The 17,150-nt window shown below is 72.5% G+C and carries 13 protein-coding genes and 1 pseudogene; 9 read left to right on the top strand and 5 right to left on the bottom strand.

Annotated features, from left to right (window positions below; translation table 11 throughout):
* The first annotated feature begins 58 nt into the window (after window positions 1-58).
* From ACZ7P3_RS04760 to ACZ7P3_RS04735, 6 genes are all read left to right on the top strand, one after another.
* Window positions 59-808, top strand: coding sequence for a (2Fe-2S)-binding protein (locus ACZ7P3_RS04760; RefSeq protein WP_472079425.1), 750 nt, complete (start codon window positions 59-61; stop codon window positions 806-808).
* Window positions 809-848: 40 nt separating this feature from the next.
* Window positions 849-2,000, top strand: coding sequence for a glycogen synthase (gene glgA, locus ACZ7P3_RS04755; RefSeq protein WP_472078968.1), 1,152 nt, complete (start codon window positions 849-851; stop codon window positions 1,998-2,000).
* Window positions 2,001-2,050: 50 nt separating this feature from the next.
* The gene (gene glgC, locus ACZ7P3_RS04750) at window positions 2,051-3,271 is read left to right on the top strand and encodes a glucose-1-phosphate adenylyltransferase (protein WP_472078967.1); all 1,221 of its coding nucleotides are present in this window, start codon (window positions 2,051-2,053) and stop codon (window positions 3,269-3,271) included.
* A gap of 135 nt (window positions 3,272-3,406) precedes the next feature.
* The gene (locus tag ACZ7P3_RS04745) at window positions 3,407-5,728 is read left to right on the top strand and encodes a GH92 family glycosyl hydrolase (RefSeq protein ID WP_472078966.1); all 2,322 of its coding nucleotides are present in this window, start codon (window positions 3,407-3,409) and stop codon (window positions 5,726-5,728) included.
* A gap of 152 nt (window positions 5,729-5,880) precedes the next feature.
* Entirely contained in the window at window positions 5,881-7,212 is a 1,332-nt protein-coding gene (locus tag ACZ7P3_RS04740; protein ID WP_472078965.1) for a wax ester/triacylglycerol synthase family O-acyltransferase, read from the top strand.
* A 105-nt stretch (window positions 7,213-7,317) separates the two neighbouring features.
* Window positions 7,318-8,820, top strand: coding sequence for an SDR family NAD(P)-dependent oxidoreductase (locus tag ACZ7P3_RS04735; protein ID WP_472078964.1), 1,503 nt, complete (start codon window positions 7,318-7,320; stop codon window positions 8,818-8,820).
* A gap of 121 nt (window positions 8,821-8,941) precedes the next feature.
* On the opposite strand, the pseudogene ACZ7P3_RS04730 reads toward ACZ7P3_RS04735, so the two are convergent.
* Both ACZ7P3_RS04730 and ACZ7P3_RS04725 read right to left on the bottom strand, forming a co-directional pair.
* Window positions 8,942-9,181, bottom strand: a pseudogene (locus ACZ7P3_RS04730) (SDR family oxidoreductase); the annotation flags it as partial.
* A 122-nt stretch (window positions 9,182-9,303) separates the two neighbouring features.
* The gene (locus ACZ7P3_RS04725) at window positions 9,304-9,708 is read right to left on the bottom strand and encodes a hypothetical protein (protein ID WP_472078963.1); all 405 of its coding nucleotides are present in this window, start codon (window positions 9,706-9,708) and stop codon (window positions 9,304-9,306) included.
* A gap of 409 nt (window positions 9,709-10,117) precedes the next feature.
* Here ACZ7P3_RS04725 and ACZ7P3_RS04720 point away from each other — a divergent pair, with 409 nt between their 5' ends.
* Both ACZ7P3_RS04720 and ACZ7P3_RS04715 read left to right on the top strand, forming a co-directional pair.
* Window positions 10,118-10,291 (top strand): hypothetical protein, encoded by a 174-nt coding sequence (locus ACZ7P3_RS04720; protein ID WP_472078961.1) that lies wholly within the window; start codon window positions 10,118-10,120, stop codon window positions 10,289-10,291.
* Window positions 10,292-10,341: 50 nt separating this feature from the next.
* On the top strand, window positions 10,342-10,827 hold the full coding sequence (locus ACZ7P3_RS04715) for a GNAT family N-acetyltransferase (RefSeq protein ID WP_472078960.1): 486 nt from the start codon (window positions 10,342-10,344) through the stop codon (window positions 10,825-10,827).
* Between the two features lie 21 nt (window positions 10,828-10,848).
* Here the strand turns inward: ACZ7P3_RS04715 and ACZ7P3_RS04710 are convergent, their stop codons facing one another.
* Window positions 10,849-12,201: an amidase gene (locus ACZ7P3_RS04710; RefSeq protein WP_472078959.1), complete on the bottom strand. Its 1,353-nt coding sequence runs from the start codon at window positions 12,199-12,201 to the stop codon at window positions 10,849-10,851.
* A gap of 235 nt (window positions 12,202-12,436) precedes the next feature.
* Between ACZ7P3_RS04710 and ACZ7P3_RS04705 the strand changes: the two genes are divergently transcribed.
* Window positions 12,437-14,773 (top strand): alpha-L-fucosidase, encoded by a 2,337-nt coding sequence (locus ACZ7P3_RS04705; protein WP_472078958.1) that lies wholly within the window; start codon window positions 12,437-12,439, stop codon window positions 14,771-14,773.
* Window positions 14,774-14,827: 54 nt separating this feature from the next.
* Here the strand turns inward: ACZ7P3_RS04705 and ACZ7P3_RS04700 are convergent, their stop codons facing one another.
* Together ACZ7P3_RS04700 and ACZ7P3_RS04695 are read right to left on the bottom strand one after the other, a co-directional pair.
* Window positions 14,828-15,886, bottom strand: coding sequence for a matrixin family metalloprotease (locus ACZ7P3_RS04700; protein WP_472078957.1), 1,059 nt, complete (start codon window positions 15,884-15,886; stop codon window positions 14,828-14,830).
* A 241-nt stretch (window positions 15,887-16,127) separates the two neighbouring features.
* Window positions 16,128-17,138, bottom strand: a complete 1,011-nt coding sequence (locus ACZ7P3_RS04695; protein ID WP_472078956.1) for a LacI family DNA-binding transcriptional regulator — start codon at window positions 17,136-17,138, stop codon at window positions 16,128-16,130.
* Window positions 17,139-17,150: the final 12 nt, after the last annotated feature.

Below are 17,150 nucleotides of genomic sequence, written 5' to 3'. Positions count from 1 at the left end.
TCAACGGGTGCGGACCCCGGCTCCGGGGCTGCGACCGAGCCTGGTAGTAGTGCTGGTCGTGGACCTCGACCCCGAACTCGCCGCCCTCCGCCCGCTCGGCGGCTTCTTCGTCCTGCGGACGGCCGGAGCCGCGGCGGCGCCCGACTGCGGAGCCCTGCCGACCCTCGCGCAGAGCTACCGAACGGCCGTGCCGGACGCCCACCGCAGTGCGCTCGCCTTCCGTGTCGCCACCGTGGGGGAACGTCTGCGCACTTCAGAGCCGAGGGTGTGCGCCTCCATCAGCCAGCAGGGCCTCGCCGCCCGTCTGTGGTCCGTGGCCCTGGCCTGTGCCGCCGTGTACGGCCAGGTACCCGACCTGGACCCCGGGTTGCTGCGCTGGGACGCCGCTGCCTCGGCGCCCGACGACCTGTGGCTGACCGAGGTGCACCCGCTCCCCGGGGACGCCGCGACGCTCGCGGACACCGTGCTGCACGGCCACCTGGAACCCCTGGGGGAAGCCCTGAGGGCCCGCTGGGGCATCGCGGCCGGCCTGCTGTGGGGCAACGCGGGATCGGCGCTGGCCGGCGCGGCCCGCGAACTCGACCGCCGGGCACGGGCGAGCGGCCGTACCGAGGTGGCGGACCGGGCCCGCGCCCTCACGGACGCCCTCTTCGCCCACCCCCTGCTGCGCACCACCGGCACCCGCACCGGCACGGCCTTCCGCCGGCGCAGCTGCTGCCTGTACTACCGCGTGCCCGGGGGCGGAGTCTGCGGCGACTGCTGCTTCACCCGGCCGCCGCGCTCTTCCCCGGACGCCGCATCTGGGTGACCATGATGGGAACCTGCCGCCGGTACAAGGGGGTTGTAGGGTGCGAGTGGGACTGCTGACCCGGGAGTACCCCCCGGACGTGTACGGCGGCGCGGGCGTCCATGTGGAGTTCCTCGCCCGGGAGCTGACCTCCCTGGTGGACCTGGAGGTGCACTGCTGGGGCGAGGGCCGCGGCGTCGGCGTCGTACGCCACCGCCCCTGGTCCGTCCTCGACGGCTCCAACGACGCGCTGCGCACCTTCTCCGTGGACCTCTCCATCGCCGCCGCCCTCGAAGGCCGCGACCTCGTCCACTCCCACACCTGGTACGCCAATCTCGCCGGCCACCTGGCCAAGCTCCTGTACGGCGTTCCGCACGTGGTGACCGCCCATTCGCTGGAGCCGCTGCGTCCCTGGAAGGCCGAGCAGCTGGGCGGCGGATACGCCCTGTCGAGCTGGACCGAGTGCACCGCCGTCGAGGCCGCGGACGCCGTGATCGCCGTGTCGGGGGCCATGCGGGAGGACGTCCTCGCCTGCTACCCGGCGCTGGACCCGGCGAAGGTCCACGTCGTGCACAACGGCATCGACACGACGCTCTACCGGCCGCACCGCGGGACCGACGCCCTCACCCGCACCGGAGTGGACCCCGCCCGCCCCTACGTCCTGTTCGTCGGCCGGATCACCCGCCAGAAGGGCGTGCCCCATCTGCTGCGCGCGGTCCGCGGCATCGACCCGGACGCACAGGTCGTGCTGTGTGCGGGAGCCCCCGACACCGCGGAGATCGACCGGGAGTTCCGGGAGCTGTACGAGGAGCTGAGCCGGGTCCGCGAGGGCGTCTTCTGGATCCCGCAGATGCTGCCGCGCGCGGACGTCGTCCAGCTCCTCACGCATGCGGCCGTGTTCGTCTGCCCGTCGGTGTACGAGCCCCTCGGTATCGTCAACCTGGAGGCGATGGCCTGCGGCACGCCGGTGGTCGCCTCCCGGGTCGGCGGGATCCCCGAGGTGGTGGAGGACGGCAGGACGGGTCTCCTCGTCGACGTGGACGACGGCTTCGAGGAGGGCCTCGCGCGGGCGCTGGACACGGTCCTCGGCGACCGCGGAGCGGCCCGGCGGATGGGAGAGGCCGGGCGCGAGCGCGCGGTGCACGAGTTCGGCTGGGACGCGGTGGCGCGGCGCACCGCCGCACTGTACGAGGAGATCCTCAAGCAGGCTTAGTCCGCTCTGCTCGGGGCAGCCATGGTTCAACCAGGGTGAGGGGAGCGGCCATGCGTCGTGGGGGACCTTCGGTGCTCGGGATCGTTCTGGCGGGCGGGGAGGGCAAACGCCTGATGCCCCTGACCGCGGACCGCGCCAAACCGGCCGTCACCTTCGGCGGCACCTACCGGCTCGTCGACTTCGTCCTGTCCAACCTCGTCAACGCCGACGTCCTGCGGATCTGCGTACTGACCCAGTACAAGTCCCACTCGCTGGACCGGCACATCACCACCACCTGGCGGATGTCCAGCCTGCTCGGCAACTACGTCACCCCGGTCCCGGCCCAGCAGCGGCTCGGCCCGCGCTGGTACCTGGGCAGCGCCGACGCGATCCTGCAGTCCCTGAACCTCGTGTACGACGAACAGCCCGAGTACGTGGCCGTGTTCGGCGCCGACCACGTCTACCGGATGGACCCGCGGCAGATGCTCCGGCAGCACATCGAGGGCGGCGCGGGCGTCACGGTGGCCGGCATCCGGGTCCCGCGCGCGCAGTCCTCCTCCTTCGGGGTGGTCACGCCGGGTCCGGACGGCCGCGGCGTCGAGCGCTTCCTGGAGAAGCCGGCCGACCCGCCCGGCCTCGCGGACGACCCCGACTGTGTGTTCGCCTCGATGGGCAACTACGTCTTCACCACCAAGACCCTCATCGAGGCGCTGCACCGGGACGCCGAGGACGCCCAGTCCGTCCACGACATGGGCGGCTCGATCCTGCCCCGGCTGACCGGCCGCGGCGAGGCGCAGCTGTACGACTTCAGCGACAACCACGTACCCGGCGAGACCACCCGCGACCAGGGCTACTGGCGTGACGTCGGAACCCTGGACGCCTACCACGAGGCCCATATGGACCTGATCGCCGAGCGCCCCGCGTTCAACCTCTACAACCGTCAGTGGCCCATCTACACCCACTCCAACCAGCTCTCTCCGGCCCGCTTCAACGCGGGCGGCATCGCGAGCGAGTCCATCATCAGCGCGGGCTGCCTGATCAGGGGACAGGTCAGCCGGTCCGTGCTGTCCCCGGGCGTCCGCATCGACCCGGGCGCCGTGGTGCAGGGCTCGGTGCTGCACGACAACGTGCGCATCGGCCGGGGCGCGGTCGTCCGCGGCGCCGTCCTGGACAAGAACGTCGAGGTGCCGCCCGGCGCGACCATCGGCGTCAACCCGGAGCGGGACGCCGAGCTGTACACCGTCTCCCGGGGCGGGGTGATCGCGCTGGGCAAGGGCCGCCAGGTGTCGTAGCGCGCCCGGCCGCCGCCTGCCCCGGGCGGCGGCCGGGCGCGACGCGCCGACACGATCCGCCCGGGATACCCGAGTTCGCACCGTTCGCCCCGCACGATGCAGGCAACGATGTCGAACCTTCGGAGGTCATCCGACATGAGAGGGACCCGGCGCACGCGGCTGTGCCTGGCCGGGGTGATGGCAGCGTCCACGCTGATCGCCACCCCCGCCGCACGGGCCGCCGAGCCGACCGACGGCCACCTCACCGACCTGGTCAACCCGTTCATCGGGAGCCAGAACGAGGGCAACACGTTCCCCGGCGCGGCCGTGCCCTTCGGCATGGTGCAGCTCTCCCCGGACACCGGGCACAGCACCGGCTACGACTACACGCAGAACCGCATCCGCGGCTTCTCGCTGGTCCATCTCTCGGGCGTCGGCTGCCGGATCGGCGGCGACCTGCCCGTGCTGCCCACCACCGGCGACGTCACACAGACGGACTACGCCCAGTACGCCGCGGGGTTCTCGCACCAGAACGAGGAGGCCGGCCCCGGCTACTACCGCGTCGGCCTCGACTCCGGCATCAGCGCCGAGCTGACCGCGACCGAGCGCACCGGTGTGCAGCGCTTCACCTTCCCGGCCACGGACAAGGCCAACGTCCTGCTGAACGCGGCCCAGTCGCTGCACCCGGCGGCCGGCAGCACGGTCGAGATCCTCGACGACCACACCGTGCGCACCGAGATCACCGGCCACGGCTTCTGCCGTGACACCGGCCCCTACGCCGTCTACACCGTCACCCGCTTCAGCAGGCCCTTCACCGCCTACGGCACCTGGGACGGCACCAAGGTCGCCGCCGGCGCCCGCACCGGCCGGGACGGCGCCTACGTCCGCTTCGACACGAGGAGCGACCGCACCGTCCAGGCCACCACCGCCCTGTCGTACGTCGACGCGCGTGGTGCCGCCGTCAACCTGCGCGCCGAGGGCGGCCGGTCCTTCGACGCCGTACGGGAGCGGGCCCGCGAGGAGTGGGAGCGGCGGCTCGCGGCCGTTCGTGTCCAGGGCGGCGACCCGGTCCTGCGCCGCACCTTCTACTCCTCGCTGTACCGCTCGTTCCTCGCGCCCAACATCGGCAGCGACGCCGACGGCCGCTACACCGGCTGGGACCGCCGCATCCACCGCGCGGAGCGGTTCACGTACTACCAGAACTGGTCGCTGTGGGACACCTACCGCACCCAGGCCCAGCTCCTCGCCCTGCTAGCGCCCCGCGAGGCACGGGACATGGCCCTGTCGGTGGTGAAGGTCGCCGAGGACGGCGGCTGGCTGCCCAAGTGGGGCTACGGACCCGTCGAGACGAACATCATGAGCGGCGACCCGGTCACCCCGTTCCTGACCACCGCCTACCAGATGGGCCTGCTCAAGGGTTTCGAGGAACGGGCCTACCGGGCGCTGCGCAGGAACGCCGACGACGTGCCGCCCGCCGACTACCCGGGCATCGGCCGGGAGGCCAACGCCGACTACATCGCGCACGGCTTCGCGCCCTACGACAAGGACCGTCCGTACGCCAAGATGGGCGACTCCGACTACCGCCACGGTGCCTCCGTCACCCTGGAGTACGCCCTCGCCGACGCCGTGCTCGCCCAGATGGCCCGCGGCCTCGGCCATGAGAGCGACGCCGCGCGCTATGCCGCCCGGGCGCAGAACTACCGGAACGTCTTCGACCCCTCCACCGGCTTCTTCCGCGCCCGGGACACCGCCGGCGCCTTCACCGGCTCGGCCGACCCGGCCCGCGGGGTCGGCTTCCACGAGGGCACCGCCTGGCAGTACCAGTGGCTGGTCCCGCAGGACCTGCCGGGCATGGTCGGCCTGATCGGCGGCGAGCGCGCGGCGAACGAGCGCCTGGACACCTTCTTCGCCTACGACCGGCTGCTGGCCGACCCCGCGAAGACGGCCCGCGAGGTGTGGGTGCACGGCAACGCGTACAACTACTACAACGCCGACAAGTACAACCCGATGAACGAGCCGGACCTCATCGCGCCGTACACCTACCTGGCCACCGGCCAGCCCTGGAAGACCACGGACGTCGTCCACGCGGCCCTGACCCTCTTCACCGACGGACCCACCGGCATGACCGGCAACGACGACCTCGGCACCATGTCCGCCTGGAACGTGCTGTCGTCGATCGGGCTCTTCCCGATCCAGCCCGGCTACGACACCTGGGGCCTGTCCACGCCCGTCTTCGACCGGGTCGACCTCACCCTGGACCGCCGGTTCTGGCCGGGCGGCGGGCTGACGGTCACCGCGCCCGGCACCTCGGCCGCCGACCGCTACGTCCAGGCCGTCCGCACCGACGGGACGGCGCACGCGCGGACCTATCTGACGACGGACGCGCTGCGCTCCCTGCGCACCCTCGCCTTCACGGTCGGCCCGCGCCCGTCCGAGTGGGGTACGTCACCCGAGGCGGCACCCCCGGTGCTGAAGTGACCTCAGGAGTCTCCTGAGTCCCGCCCCTTTCGGAGGGGCGGGACTTAATCTGCTGTTAACTGAGCGTAGCGTGATCATACTTGACCGTAATCGGGTGGCGCGCTTTGACTGTTTCCCTGCACCCCCACCCGTCGCCGACGCGAGGCAAGCCCTTGACTTCCGATCTGCTCGCCCCCCTCGACCTGGCCTTCTGGAACATGGAGTCCGACCGGCACCCGATGCACCTGGGCGCGCTCGGCATCTTCACCGCGCAGTCGCCCACCGCGGGCGCCCATGCCGCCGATCTGCTCGCCGCCCGGGCCGCCGCCGTGCCCGGCCTGCGCATGCGCATCCGGGACGTCTGGCAGCCGCTCGCCTTCGGCAGCGCCACCCGGGAGAGCGACCCGGACTTCGACCCGCTCAACCACGTACGGCTGCACGCCCCGACCGCCGACTTCCACGCGAGCGCGGGGAAGCTGATGGAGCGTCCGCTGGAGCGCGACCGGCCGCCGTGGGAGGCCCATGTGCTGCCCGGCGAGGACGGTGTCTCCTTCGCCGTGCTGTTCAAGTTCCACCACGCCCTCGCCGACGGGCTGCGCGCGCTCAAACTCGCCGCCGGCGTCCTCGACCCCGTCGACCTGCCCGAGCGCGGCCCGCGCGCCATCGAGCCGCCGCGCGGTCTCCTCTCCGACGTGCGCAGACTGCCCGGCCTGATCCCCCACCTGGTCAAGGGCGCGCTGTCCGACGTGGGCCGGGCCCTGGACATCGGCGCCTCCCTGGCCCGGTCCACCCTCGGCATGCGCACCTCGTCCGCGCTGACGTCCACGCCCAGCGGCACCCGCCGCACGGCCGGGGTCGTGGTGGACATCGACGACGTGCACCGGGTCCGCAAGAGCGCCGGCGGCACCGTCAACGACGTCCTCATCGCCGTGGTCGCCGGTGCGCTGCGCCGCTGGCTGGACGAGCGCGGCGACGGCAGCGACGGCGTGGCACCCCGTGCCCTCATCCCCGTCTCCCGGCGCCGCCCGCGCTCCGCCCACCCACAGGGGAACCGGCTCTCCGGGTACCTGATACGGCTTCCGGTGGACGACCCCGACCCGCTGCGCCGTCTCGACACGGTCCGCACCGCCATGATCCGCAACAAGGACGCGGGTCCCGACCGGGGCGCCGGAGCCGTCGCGCTGCTCGCCGATCACGTGCCCGCCCTCGGCCACCGGCTCGGCGGTCCGCTGGTCGGCCAGGCCGCCCGGCTCTGGTACGACATCCTGGTCACCAGCGTGCCGATGCCCGGGCTCGGGCTGAAGCTCGGCGGCCAGCAGCTCGCCGAGGTCTACCCCCTCGCCCCGCTGGCGCCCGGCCAGTCCCTGGCGGTCGCGATCTCGACGTACCGCGGCCGCGTCCACTACGGGCTCGTCGCCGACGCGCAGGCCGTTCCCGATCTCGATGTGTTCGCGCGCGCGGTGACGGCCGAGGTGGAGATGCTGATCACGGCCTGCCGGGCCTGAATCCGAGCGGGTTTGGCCGAATGGCCCGGCGCTCCGTAAAATTCCCCGTTCGATGGCGGGCGCGAGTCGGAGCGCCGCGCTGGTGATCAGGGAAGCGGCAGCGCGATGACGGTGACAGAGGACGGCCCGACGGCCATGGACGAGGTCGTGTACGGCCCCGGCATCGACCCCGAGCGCCTGGCCGTCTGCCTCGGCGTGCTCGAGGAGCTGGACAAGCTGGAGGTCGACCACCCGGACGCGATCGCCGTGCGCCGGGCCACCGCCGGCATCTACCGCACGGTCAAGCAGCGTCGCCGCCAGGAGCGCCGGGCCGCCAAGACCGCCCACGACAAGGCGGTCACCGAGGCCACCGCGACCGGCTCCGCCCAGCGCATCGACGACGAGACCGAGGGCATCCTTCCGTCGTCGGTCACCGAGGAGGGGCAGATCGCGGGGATACTCCAGCGCCCCCGCTCCTGCTACACCTGCAAGACGCGGTACGTGGAAGTCGACTACTTCTACCACCAGCTCTGTCCCGACTGCGCCCGCCTGAACCGCACCAAGCGCGACGCCCGCGCCGACCTCACCGGCAAGCGCGCCCTGCTCACCGGCGGCCGCGCCAAGATCGGCATGTACATCGCGCTGCGACTGCTGCGCGACGGCGCGCACACGACGATCACCACGCGTTTCCCGAAGGACGCCGTCCGCCGCTTCATGGCCATGGACGACTCCGCGGACTGGATGCACCGCCTGGAGGTGGTCGGCATCGACCTGCGCGACCCGGCGCAGGCGGTGGCCCTCGCCGACCAGATCGCCGAGGCCGGTCCGCTCGACATCCTCATCAACAACGCGACGCAGACCGTTCGCCGCCTGCCCTCCGCCTACGCCGCCCTGGTCGAGGGCGAGAGCGCCCCGCTGCCCGCCGGGGAGCTGCCGGCCCACCACGTCATCGGTGCCTTCAACTCCGGCGCGGTGGACGGGCTGGCCGGCCCGGCCGCACTGCCCGTCGGCGTCAGCGGCCTCGACGCGCAGAAGGTCGCCGACCTCGCGCTGGTCGCGGGCAACGCCAGCATCGCCCGGCACCTCGACGGCACCGCCATCGACGCGGGCGGACTGGTCCCCGATGTCGTCGACAGCAACACCTGGGTGCAGACCATCGAGCAGATCTCCCCGGTGGAGCTGCTGGAGACCCAGCTGTGCAACTACACGGCGCCGTTCATCCTGATCAGCAAGCTCCGCCCGGTCATGGCCGACGCGGCCGGGAAGGCGGCCAGCGGGCGCGCGTACATCGTGAACGTCTCGGCGATGGAAGGCGTCTTCGGCCGCGGCTACAAGGGCGCGGGCCACCCGAACACCAACGCCGCCAAGGCCGCGATGAACATGGTGACCCGGACCAGCGGCCAGGAGATGTTCCAGACCGACGGCATCCTCATGACCTCGGTCGACACCGGCTGGATCACCGACGAGCGCCCCCACTACGACAAGCTGCGCCTCGCCGAGGAGGGCTTCCACGCGCCGCTCGACCTGGTGGACGGCGCGGCCCGCGTCTACGACCCGGTCGTGCGCGGAGAGGCGGGCGAGGACCTGTACGGCGTCTTCCTGAAGGACTACGCGCCGGGCAAGTGGTAACGGCCCGCACCGGGCGCCGGCTGTCCGCACGGCGCCCGGGGGATCCGGCACGAAGGACGACACCGGTGGCCGGCCGGGCCCTGCGGACGGCCGGCCGCGCCCGTGCGGCGCGGACGCACGGCTATTCGGCTCCGCGCCCCTGATGCGGTGCGGGCCCGTGCGCCCGCGGGCGGGCGTGCACGGCGGATCCGGTCGACGCGCGCGCGGCCCGCACCCGTGTCCCGCCGTCCACCAGCAGATCGGCCCCCGTGATCCACTCGGCCGCGTCCGAGGCGAGCCGCACCACGGCCCGCGCCACGTCCTCCGGCTCCCCGATCCGCCCGAGCGGCAGCTCCGCGGCCATCTCCGCCTCGCCCGGCTCCGATCCCGCGCGTCCCACCGGTGACGACGGCCGCCCTGCCTGCGAGCCCGTACGACGAGGTCATCGCCGTACCGTCTCGTGACGGTCCGTCAGACAGCAGGGGAGCGGCCGGACCGATGCCCTCAGTCGACGGCGCCGAGCCGTGAGTTCCGGGCCGCGAGCAACTCCAGTACGGTGCGCCAGTCCTCCAGCACCCCGGCGTCGAAGCCCGCCGTCCGGCTCTCCTCGGCGGCCTGGCGCAGCCGCAGCAGGTCGTCGTCGGCGGGGCCGGCGCGATGGACGTCCCCGCGCACCAGCCGGAACACCCGCTCCCCGAGCAGCGGGCGCACCGCCTCGGCGGCGCTGCGCGCCCGCCCCGCCTCGTCGGCCGGGCCCAGTATCGGCCCGATCCCGTGGACCAGGCCCGCCACCTGGAGCTCCTTGTCGGCGGGACGGCTGCGGCGCAGCAGCGCGGCGGTCCGCAGCGCGTGCTGATGCCGTCCGGCGTACAGCAGATCCATCAGCTCCTCGACGCTGCGCAGCTCCATGCGTCAGTCCTTCCGCGAGACAGCCGTTGCCGCTCGACACCAGACCATGGCGACCTTGCGGTCCGGCCAACGGCACCTGAACTGCTCCGCGTGTAGGCCGGGTGGGTGAATCGCCGGGAGGTATGGGTGATGCGCTTTATGACAAATAGCGGCATATTGGGGGGCATTGGGGCGGTAAATGACGCGCATTAGTTACATCTTGTTTGCACTCCCTATCGAGCGGGTGTCCGCTCATTTGGTTAATCTGGAGGGGACGGGCAGCAGTACAGGGTCCCACCCACACCCATCGTCCGTGCCGGCGCCACCGCGTCCGAACTGGCCTTCCACCCAGACCCGAGCGGGCAACGTGTGCCGGAGCGCAGGCTGTCCGGTACGCCCCGAGGGTGACCCGACACATAAGGAGTGCGCGGTGACATCGGAGAAGACGAATCGCGACGAACGCCCCAAGGAACGTCCGGAGCGCAGGGGCCGCCGGCCCGGAGAACTCGGCAGCCTCGACGTGTGGGCCCGGTCCGCCCCGATCCGCCTCGCGGGCTACGAGGACGACCTCGCCGAACCCCACATCCTGCCCAGCGTGGACTGACCCCGAAGGCTCGCGATCGCCGCACGCATGGGCGTGGCAGACTCACGCCCATGCTGATCAGAGAAGCCGAGGCCGAGGACTGGCCGCAGATCTGGCCCTTCTGGCACCGGATCGTCGCCGCCGCCGAGACCTACGCCTGGGACCCCGACACCTCGCAGGAGGCGGCCCGCGCCCTGTGGATGAGTCCCGCCAAGCGCGTCTACGTGGCCGAGGACCTCACCGGGACCGTGGTCGGCTCCGCCTACCTCACCCCGAACTACGGCGGCCCCGCCGCGGGCGTCGCCAACGCGGGCTTCATGGTCGACCCCGACCGCACCGGCCAGGGCATCGGCCGGGCCCTCGCCGAGCACCTCCTGACCGAGGCCAAGGCCCGGGGATACCACGCCATGGTCTTCAACGCCGTGGTCGAGACGAACCCCGCGGTCGGCCTGTGGACGTCCCTCGGCTTCACCGTCCTCGGCACGGTCCCGGACGCCTACGACCATCCCCGCCACGGCAGGGTGGGCCTGCACATCATGTACAAGTCGCTCGACTGACCGCCGCGCCCGCCGGCCGGGCTAGCCCTGATCCGCCGGCGGGGCCGTCCGGCGCCAGGGGCGCAGCCGCTCCAGCTGCTCCGCCAGGGCCAGCAGGTCGGGCTCCGTGCCCGGACGGCCCACCAGTTGTACGGCGCAGGGGGCGCCCGAGGGGAGCGTGCCGAAGGGGACCGACATCGCGGGCCAGCCCGTCAGGTTCCACGGCGGGGTGAAGGGCGAATAGGCGGTGTTGGCCAGGAGGTTGCGCAGCCAGCCCCGCTCGTGCCACGGGGCGGCCTCGGGGGACCGGCGGGCCAGGGCCGGGGTGAGCAGGACATCGTGCTCGGTGAAGAACGGCGTCAGCCGGGCGCGCAGGCGCTCGCGCCCGTCGCCGGAGCGGACCGTGCCGAGGAAACGGCGGCCCACCGCCGCATGCACCCGGGTCCGCCGCACCAGCCGCGCCGGGTCGAGCCCCGCCGCGTCCACCGCCGTACCCGCCGTCCAGTGCTGGAGCGAGGTCACGCCCAGCGAGAGCGGGTAGGGCGGCTCGGCGCGCCGGACCCGGTGACCGGCCTCGGCCAGGACTCCGGCAGCCTGCCGGACCGCGGTCGTATACGGCTTGCTCACGCCGACTCCGGCGAGCGGGCTGCGCAGCGCGACGGCGATCCTGCGGGGTGAGTGCTTCTCCCGGCGCGCGACCGCGGTGTCCGCCAGGACGTCGAGCATCAGCCGAAGGTCCTCGACCGTCGTGGCCAGCGGACCGTTCTCCGACATGCCGAACCAGTCGCCGTTGCCGATCCCGGCCGGCACCACACCGTGTCCCGGCTTCAGCGTGACCAGCCCGCAGTTGGCCGCGGGGATGCGCAGCGAGCCCATGCCGTCGTTGCCGAGGGCGAGCGGCACCAGAGCTGCGGCCACCGCGGCCGCGCTGCCGCCCGAGGAGCCGCCCGCCGTCCGGGTGGTGTCCCACGGGTTGCGGGCGGTGCCGTGCACGCCCTCCGTGGTGCCGAAGACGCACAGCTCGGGCACGTTCGTCAGCCCCACGACCACGGCACCGGCGGCCCGCAGCCGGGCGACCGTGACATGGTCCTCGGCGGCCGGGGTGTCCGGGGTCGCGGCGGAGCCGTTGCGGGCGGACTCGCCGCGCACCGTCAGGTTGTCCTTCACCGCCACGGGCACCCCGGCGAGCGGCAGACCGGCCAGGTCGGCACGGGCCCCCACCTCGTCCGCCTCCGCGAGGGCCGCCTCGGCCCGGACCGTACGGAAGGCCCCGATCCGGCCGTCGAGCCGCTCGATCCGTGCGAGGTGCTCCACCACCACCTCCCGCGGGGTGACCTCCTTCGCGCGTACGGCGGCGGCTATCTCGGCGGCGGTCCGGCCGGCCCAGCTGCTCACGGGCACTCCTTGGCTCCTCGTCGGCTGCGCGCGCGGGCTACTCGTCGGTACGAATCAAGGCGCGTAGGGAGAACTGTGCACGGTCCGGCTCCGCACGTCGAGAGGCCGATGACGGCAAGGAGAGCTGTCATCCGATCTATGGTTCAACTTCATCCCGTTGCAGCCCCGTTGACAGCCTTGCCGTGCCGCCACAATCATCAGACATCCGATGAATCGGACTGGATGGGAGCCGCTCATGAGCACGTGTCCCAGACGACTGGTCCTGGGCGCCGCGGCGGGCGTGACCGCCGCGGCCGCCCTCCCCCTCACCGCGGCCGTACCCGCGCGGGCCGGCGAACGCCGGGGACCGTGGGCCGCCGTCCCCGACCCCGTGCCCGTCGCGCTGGACGCCCTGTGCGACAACGACGGCATCGACACCGCCTCCGCACGCGGCGGCGACTTCGACGGCTCCGGCTACACCTTTCCCGGCGAGGAACTGCCCGCCGGCCGCATCGAGGTCGACGGCGTGCCCTTCCTCTTCCCCGCCGCGGCCCCGGGCGCCCACGACAACGTCGTCGCCCTCGGCCAGCGCCTCGACCTCCCCGAGGGGCGCTACCTGTCGGCGTACTTCCTCACCGCCGCCAGCTACGGCGACGCCTCCGGCACGGCCACCGTCCACTACGCCGACGGCACGACCAGCAGCGCGAGCCTCGGCGGCGCCGACTGGTACGCGGCCGGCGGCCCCCTCTCGGCCCCCTACCGCTACCGGCCGGACGGCGGCAGGGACGATCACGCCGTCGGCCTCGGCGTCTCGGAGGTCTGGCTCGACCCGGCCCGCGAGGCCGTCGCCCTCACGCTGCCCGTGACCCACCCCGCCCAGCCGGACAAGGCATCCCTGCACATCTTCGCCCTCTCCCTCCAACCGGCGGCCCAGGGGCGGGCGTTGACCCTGCGCGCCCCGCACTCCACCCCCTCCCTGCTCGAACCCTCCGGCGCGCAGAGCGTGGAGGCGACCGTCGTCAACGCGGGGACGGTCGCGGTGCTGGCCGCGGACGGCGTGTCCGTGACGGCCGACGTCCCGGGCGCCCGCACCGTCCAGCCCGCCCGCATCCGCCGCCTCGACCCCGGCGAACAGGCCCGCGTCCGCATCGGCATCCGCAACCGCCCGGGCACGCCGCCCGGCACCCGCCGGGACGGCACGGTCACCGTCACCGGCCGGGGCGCCCCGGCCGCCGCCGGCAAGGCCCGACTGACCCTCGGCACCGCCGACTACGAACCCACCGGGACCTCTCTCTCCGCCCACCGGGCGCCGTACTGGTTCCAGGGAGCCAAGTTCGGCGTCTTCATCCACTGGGGGGTCTACTCGGTGCCCGCCTGGTCACCGGTCGGCAAGCAGTACGCGGAGTGGTACTGGAACCACATGCAGGACCCGGGCAACGCGGTGTACGCCTACCACCGGGACACCTACGGCGAGGACTTCGCCTACGACGACTTCATCCCCCGCTTCACCGCCGAGCGGTTCGACCCGCGGGCCTGGGTGGAACTGTTCCGCGACGCGGGTGCCCAGTACCACGTCCTGACCTCCAAGCACCACGAGGGCTTCGCCCTGTGGGACACCAAGGTCTGCGACCGCAACGCGGTGCGGATGGGCCCGAAACGAGACCTGGTCAAGGAACTCTTCGAGGCGTCACGACGCTACGCACCCGAACTCCACCGGGGCCTCTACTTCTCCATGCCGGAGTGGTTCAACCCGGACAACCCGTGGATGGGGCACGCCCCGCGCAACCCCTACACCCTCCAGCCGGTCCCGTACACCGGCTACACGGCCGGCAAGGACTACGTCCACGACCACCAGGCACCACAGATGCTCGAACTGATCCACGGCTACGACCCGGAGATCATCTGGTGCGACATCGGCGGCGCGAACGACAGCCTTCACGTCCTCGCCGACTACTTCAACCACGCCAAGAACCGCGCCCGCCCGATCGACGTCACCGTCAACAACCGCTCGGGCATCGACGTCCACGACTTCACCACCCCCGAGTACACGACGTACGACAACACGGTTGTCGCCAAGTGGGAGTCCAGCCGGGGCCTGGACCCCTTCAGCTACGGCTACAACCGGGCCACCCCCGACGCGGCGTACATGACCGCCGAAGAGGTGGTCCACAGCCTGGTCGACATCGTGTCGAAGAACGGCAACCTCCTCCTCGACATCGGCCCGCGCGCCGACGGCACGATCCCCGGGATCATGCAGACCCGGCTGCGTGAGACGGGCGCATGGCTGAAGGTCAACGGGGAGGCGGTGTACGACACCACCTACTGGTCGCGGATGGCCCAGCTCGGGACCGATCTGCGCTTCACGGTCCGCCCGGACGAGGCGTTCTACATCCACTCCCTCGCCGCGCCCGGCCCGAAGCTCACCGTCGAGGCCCCGGTGCCCGTGCGTGCCGGTGACCGGGTGACCCTGCTGGGCCACGACCGGCCCCTGACCTGGACGGTGAGCAAGGGCGCGCTGGTGATCGACGTCCCCGAGGCGGCCCGTAAGGCGGGCCGGTACGTGTGGGTCTTCAAGGTGGAGTGGCACGGCTGAGCACGGACCGTGCCACTCGCCGGGTGGCGGCTCCGGATGCGGGGCCGCCACCGCTCACCAGTACATGAGCGCGATCGAGCCGCTGCCCCAGGTGGAGTACAGGCGGGCCCGGGTCACATAGCGGTGGTCCTTGACCAGCTTGACCTCGAGGCGTCCGTTGCGGTCCTGACCGCTGTCGTCGTCGGCGGCGACGAACCGCAGGCCGTCGGCGGTGTCCTCGAACAGCGCCAGGACGACGTCGCTGTCGCCGAACGTGCCGATCTGGTAGCTGCGGGTCTCCGGCGGAACGATCTCGAAGTCGGCCTGTTCCCCGGTGGCGAGCCGCAACGGGGTCGACTGGAACGCCTGGAGCCTGGACGGCTGGGCGGCCTGCGGCGGGTACCACTGCAGGACGCGCTCCTTGTCCGTGGCGGACAGGCCCAGCGTCTCGGGGATGCCGCCGCGGTAGCGTTCCGGACGCACGATCAGTCCGGGGCCGAAGCTGTACTCCATGATGGAGGCGGGGTCCCAGGTGGAGCCCGTCACCTCGTTCTGCGACAGCTTGCGCAGGACGTTGTTGAACGTGACCTCGTGGGGCCAGTTGTTGGGCGGTCCGCCGAGGTCCGCGTAGACCCTGTCCTCGTCCCAGACGATGCCCGCGAAGGGGTTCTGGTGCTCGTGCGCGAAGCCGATCGAGTGCCCGGTCTCGTGCAGCGCGGTGGCCTTGCCGTACCGGGTGGTCAGGTCCCAGCCGAACGTCATGGTCGGCTCGCTGGTGCCGATCGTCAGATTGTCCCGGCCGACGTACGACGCCGAGCCCTCGCGCTCCTGGAAGACGATGCGGATCTCGGAGTCGCCGGGATCGGTCACCTCCTGGAACTCCAGGCCGATCCCGAGGTCCTTCCAGGCCTGGAAGGCGCGCCGGACCTCGTCCAGCTGCTCCTCGCCGCCGATGTCACCGCCGTGGTCGAGGAAGGCGAAGTGCAGGACCGTGCCGTTGACCCACTTGGCGCGGACCAGCAGTATGGCCCTCGACCGGCCCGGACTGAGGTCCGGGCGCAACACGGGCTGGGTCTGGGGTGGTTGGGCGCAGTAGCGGGGCGTGGCCGTCCCGCTCTCGGCCGGCGCGTTCATGGCGGCTCTCCTTCGGGTGCGTGTCCGCCACCGCGAGGGCGAGCACGTGCCCAGCCGTCGGCCGGTGGTCGGGCGCAGAAGGAGGTCGGCGGCACGAAGCTGATCGCCACCACGGTGTTACGGCTGTCGGTGATATGCCCGACCCAATGATTCCAGCATCTTTCCGTACGGGTCGTTCCGCAAGTTTTGAATGGTGAATTACGGGGACAAGACGGGCGGTTGAACGGTGAAGCACTGCCGGTCACGCCTGCCGCGCCGTCCCCGTGCTGCCCCGCCCCGTCAGCCGCGGCACCGGCACCCCCACCGCCCGTGCCGCGCCCCCGTCCAGCAGTGCCAGCAGTTCCCGCGCCGCCGTCCGGCCGAACGCGGCACTGTCGCGGGACAGCGCGGACAGCCGGGGGGTGACCATGCGGCACAGGGCCGAGTCCTCCCAGGAGACCAGCGAGACGTCCTGCGGGACGCGGAAGCCGAGTTCGGCGGCGGCGGCGAGGCCGGCCACGGCCATCACGTCGTTGTCGTAGATCAGCGCGGTCGGGGGAGGGGAGCCGCCGAGCACCCGGCGCGTCACGGCGGCTCCCTCGGTGTCGGAGTAGTCGGTGGTCACCGAGCGGACCCCGGTCAGGCCGCGGCGCTCCGCCTCCGCGCGCAGGGTGGCGACACGGCGCCGGGTGTGTGCCAGACCGGGAAGGCCTGCGATGTGCACGATCCGCCGGTGCCCGAGGGAGGCCAACTCGTCCACCACCGACGCCATCGCCCCGGCGTCGTCCGCCCAGACCGTGGACAGGCCCGGGTGGCGGACATCGGGAGCACCGCCGATCACCACGGCCGGCAGGCCGAGTTCGTCCAGCAGGTCGGGACGCGGGTCCTCGGCGCGCGGGTCGACCACCAGGACACCGTCGACCCGGTGCTCCGCCCACCAGCGCCGGTAGACCGCGCACTCGTCGGCCACGTCCTCGGCCACCTGGAAGAGGAGGCCCAGATGGCGCTCCGCGAGCACTTCCTGGATGCCGGAGACGAGTTGCAGGAAGAAGGAGTCGACACCCAGCGTGTCCGCGGGACGGGCGAGCACGAAGCCGACGGTGGCCGCGCCCTCGCCGGAGAGCGCGCGGGCCGCCGTGCTGGGGCGCCAGCCGAGCTGCTCGGCGACCCGGTGGACCCGGGCGCGGGTGGTCTCGGAGACGCCGGGGCGGCCGTTGAGGGCGAAGGAGACCGCGCTCTCGGAGACTCCGGCGCGGCGCGCGATGTCCTTCATCGTCGGACGGCG

The organism is Streptomyces sp. NPDC107581 (genome assembly GCF_055657175.1).
The sequence above is the reverse complement of the archived record's forward strand: the minus strand, read 5'-3'. Positions and strand labels throughout refer to the sequence as shown.

Coding starts and splice junctions, on each gene's coding strand:
- ACZ7P3_RS04695 (WP_472078956.1), bottom strand. CDS start 17,138: ATGAAGGACATCGCGCGCCGCGCCGGAGTCTCCGAGAGCGCGGTCTCC.
- ACZ7P3_RS04700 (WP_472078957.1), bottom strand. CDS start 15,886: ATGAACGCGCCGGCCGAGAGCGGGACGGCCACGCCCCGCTACTGCGCC.
- ACZ7P3_RS04705 (WP_472078958.1), top strand. CDS start 12,437: ATGAGCACGTGTCCCAGACGACTGGTCCTGGGCGCCGCGGCGGGCGTG.
- ACZ7P3_RS04745 (WP_472078966.1), top strand. CDS start 3,407: ATGAGAGGGACCCGGCGCACGCGGCTGTGCCTGGCCGGGGTGATGGCA.
- ACZ7P3_RS04715 (WP_472078960.1), top strand. CDS start 10,342: ATGCTGATCAGAGAAGCCGAGGCCGAGGACTGGCCGCAGATCTGGCCC.
- ACZ7P3_RS04725 (WP_472078963.1), bottom strand. CDS start 9,708: ATGGAGCTGCGCAGCGTCGAGGAGCTGATGGATCTGCTGTACGCCGGA.
- glgC (WP_472078967.1), top strand. CDS start 2,051: ATGCGTCGTGGGGGACCTTCGGTGCTCGGGATCGTTCTGGCGGGCGGG.
- ACZ7P3_RS04735 (WP_472078964.1), top strand. CDS start 7,318: ATGACGGTGACAGAGGACGGCCCGACGGCCATGGACGAGGTCGTGTAC.